The sequence below is a fragment of the Mesorhizobium sp. B2-3-12 genome, from assembly GCF_006442205.1.
Classification (GTDB): Bacteria; Pseudomonadota; Alphaproteobacteria; order Rhizobiales; family Rhizobiaceae; genus Mesorhizobium.
On record NZ_VFVR01000032.1, the window covers coordinates 1 to 3519 of the forward strand.

General features: G+C 62.4%; 3 protein-coding genes. 2 read left to right on the forward strand and 1 reads right to left on the reverse strand.

Features of this window, described 5'->3' with window-relative positions; all coding sequences use genetic code 11:
- The first annotated feature begins 236 nt into the window (after positions 1–236).
- Positions 237–614, forward strand: a complete 378-nt coding sequence (locus FJ948_RS30170; protein ID WP_140710972.1) for a hypothetical protein — start codon at positions 237–239, stop codon at positions 612–614.
- A gap of 84 nt (positions 615–698) precedes the next feature.
- A complete protein-coding gene (gene ade / locus FJ948_RS30175) occupies positions 699–2516 on the forward strand; it encodes an adenine deaminase (protein ID WP_140710974.1) in 1818 nt (605 codons plus the stop codon).
- A 255-nt stretch (positions 2517–2771) separates the two neighbouring features.
- Here ade and FJ948_RS30180 read toward each other — a convergent pair.
- Positions 2772–3519: alpha/beta hydrolase (locus FJ948_RS30180; RefSeq protein WP_246677660.1), on the reverse strand; the 748-nt coding region annotated here is incomplete at its 5' end.

Consider the following 3519-nt stretch of genomic DNA (forward strand, 5'->3'; position numbering starts at 1 on the left):
GCCCACTGGGGAGCGTCGGCCGCCCCCGCATCCCGCGAGACTGGTCGGCTGCTAGCTCGGCAACGGTGCTGGTGGCGACGCTCGGAAACCGTGGCTGAGATTGACGCCGACCGTGTTCGGTTTCGATCCGATCGCGGTTATTGAAGGGGCCAGGCGCCTCTTGGTTCTCGGTGTCCTTCCGATTGCGGCGGCGCGCGCCTTGTGCGAAACAGCCGCCGCCCATGGGAGGATCCTTCTTGCGCATCCCGTCCCGCTTTATCACGACCGTCACGGCGGTGCTGGTGGTCGCACAGATAGCGGTGGCCGACCCGCTGACGCTCATCATCGTCAAGGCTGTGGCCGTTCCCGATCCTGCTTCGGGCCAGGACATGCTCAGCCTCGAACTCACTCCCGACAGCGGCAAGGCCTTTGCCATGTTCACCGGGGCAAATGTCGGCAAGATCGTCGAACTCAGCATCGACGGCGCCGTGGTGACCTCGCCGCGCATCGTGGAACCGATACTGGGCGGTGAAATCATGGTCAGTGGGGTGTTCAAACCGGGCGAAGTCGAGCGCATCGCGGAGCGGATTTCAGCCGGCGGTTCCAGGGTCGAAGTGGACGTCAAACCCGAATAGCCAGGCCATCCCAAGGCAAATCCACGCTTCCTCGCTGGCCAAAGCGCCGTCGGCTTGGCACAGTCGGGCAAACAGGAGTCTTCGATGGCCAGAAAGCCGCCCGCGAGCGCAACGAAACCCAAACCCTGGACCGAAATGGCGACCGATCTGGTCGACGTCGCCATGGGCCGGAAACCCGCCGATCTCGTCATCCGCAACGGGCGTTGGGTGAACGTCCATTCGGGCGAGATCATCGCCGGCACCGACATCTCCATATCAGGCGGCCGCTTCGCCTATTGCGGGCCGAATGCCGGCCACACGATCGGACAGGGCACCAAGGTGGTCGACGCGGGCGGGCGCTACCTCGTGCCCGGTCTTTGCGACGCGCACATGCATGTCGAGAGCGGCATGGTGACGGTGACCGAATTCTGCCGCGCCGTCATCCCGCACGGCACCACCTCGATGTTCATCGACCCGCACGAGATCGCCAATGTGCTGGGTTTGCCGGGTGTTCGCCTGATGCATGACGAGGCGGTGGCCATGCCCATCAACGTGCATGTGCAGATGCCGTCCTGCGTGCCTTCGGCGCCTGGGCTTGAACATGCCGGCGCCGAACTGACGGTCGCCGATGTCGCGGAGGCGATGAGCTGGGAAAACATCATCGGGCTCGGCGAAGTGATGAATTTCCCAGGCGTCGCCGCCAACGATCCGGTGATGTCGGGCGAGATCGCCGCCACTGTGAAGGCAGGCAAGACGGTGGGCGGCCACTATGCCTCGCGCGATCTCGGCCTGCCGTTCCACGGCTATGTCGCCGGCGGACCCGAGGACGACCATGAAGGCACACGCGCCGAGGATGCGATTGCCCGCGTGCGCCAGGGCATGAAGGCCATGCTGCGGCTGGGCTCCGCCTGGTACGACGTTGCCTCGCAGATCAAGGCGGTGACCGAAGGCGGCATCGATCCGCGCAACTTCATCCTGTGCACCGACGACAGCCATTCCGGCACCCTTGTCCATGAAGGCCACATGGACCGGGTGGTGCGCCACGCCATCAGCCAGGGGCTGAAGCCGGTGACGGCGATCCAGATGGCGACGATCAATACCGCCCAGCATTTCAGGCTGGAACGCGAGATCGGTTCGATCGCACCGGGGCGCCTGGGCGACCTGCTGATCGTCTCCGATCTCGCCGCAATGAGCATAGACGAGGTCTATGCGCGCGGCGTCAGGCTGGCCAAGGGGGGCAAGCTCGACATCGACATTCCGGCCTATGACTATCCGGAGACGGCGAAGAACACCGTCAAGCTGGGCAAGAAACTCAAGGCGGCGGATTTCGACATCGTGGCCCCCAAGGGCGCCAACGAGGTGCGGGTGCGGGTGATCGGCGTCATCGAGAACCAGGCGCCGACGCGGGCGCTGGAGGCGGATCTTCCAGTCGAGGATGGGCTGGTTGCCATGGACCGCCGCAACGATGTCTGCCAGATCGCGCTGGTCGAGCGCCACAGGGGCACCGGCGGCGTCACCAACGCCTTCGTCTCCGGCTTCGGCTATATGGGTGATTGCGCCATGGCCTCGAGCGTGGCGCATGACGCGCACCACATCATCTGCGTCGGCACCAACAAGCAGGACATGGCGCTGGCGGTCAACCGGCTGGGTGAAGTCGGCGGCGGCGTCGTGCTGTTCTCCAAGGGCAAGGAACTGGCGCTGGTCGAAATGCCGATCGCCGGGCTGATGTCGGACGAACGCGCCGAGATCGTCGCCGCCAAGGCCGAAAAGCTGACCGAGGCGATGCGCAAGATGGGTTGTTCCCTGAACAACGCCTACATGCAGCACTCGCTGCTGGCGTTGGTGGTCATTCCGGAGCTGAGGATTTCAGACGTCGGCCTGATCGACGTGACGACGTTCCAGAAGGTCGATCTGTTCGTATAGACTTTGTCGGAATATGCGAGCCGGTTACAGCTCAGTATGGATTTGCATACGGAATCAGAAGAAGTAATTTTCAAAAAAAGACGCAATAATCCCAGCTATAATAGTTCCGAAAAGAGCAATATAGGCGTACATATCGCTTCTGTTCTCTATTTTTCGCCACCGGTGCGTATTCTTATCCATAAGGTTGAAATAAACCAGAATGCCGAGACCGATTCCACCAAATACCAAAATTGAGTACGACATAGGCTGAACCTCTCACCCACCGGTGACGATAGTCAGCACCTTGAATGGCGTGGTGATGACGACCTCGGCGACCGAACCAACGGCCTTGCCGAGGCCCTGGCCTATATTGTTGAGCTGTGCCGGATCGGGTTCGTCCGAGGCGAGGCCAGCTGGTGTGCGCAGGCGGTCGCCGAGCAATTGCACCAGGAACGGGTTGTCGGCGAATTTTGCGTGGTTGAGGCCGCCGTCGCCGCCTTTCGTCTTGGTCAGATCGACCACCGACACGCCATAGGAGGCGAGATCGGCGGCGTTGCCATAGTCGCCGACGCGCGGTTTGTCGCCGGAGATGAACGAGGACAATTTGAGCGCCCGGTCATCGCCCGAAAGCAGCACGGCGAACGGCTTGTCGGGTTTGCCATAACGGATCATCTGCTTCTTGAACACGTCGACGTCGATATCAGGCGAGGCAAGGATGACATAGCCCAGCTTGCCGCCGAGATCGCGGTCGCCGGTGATGGCGAGCTGGCGCAGCGCCTCCATGGTCAGCCAGGTCCCCATCGAATGGGCGATGATGTCGATGCTCTTGACCCGCGTCTTGGCGAGCATCCGAAGCGTCGCCTCGAGATCGTCGCGGGCGGCTGTGGAACTGTCCTTGTCGTAGATATAGCCGGTCGTCTTGGCGCTCGATGCCCAGGAGAACAGCACGGGCGTGACCAGCTCGAAGTGACCTTGCGAATGCTGCAGCAGTCCGGCGCGCGGCGCATCGACATTGTCGCCCATT

Excerpts from the sequence above, each read along its gene's own strand:
- ade (WP_140710974.1), top strand. The coding sequence starts at position 699 with ATGGCCAGAAAGCCGCCCGCGAGCGCAACGAAACCCAAACCCTGGACC.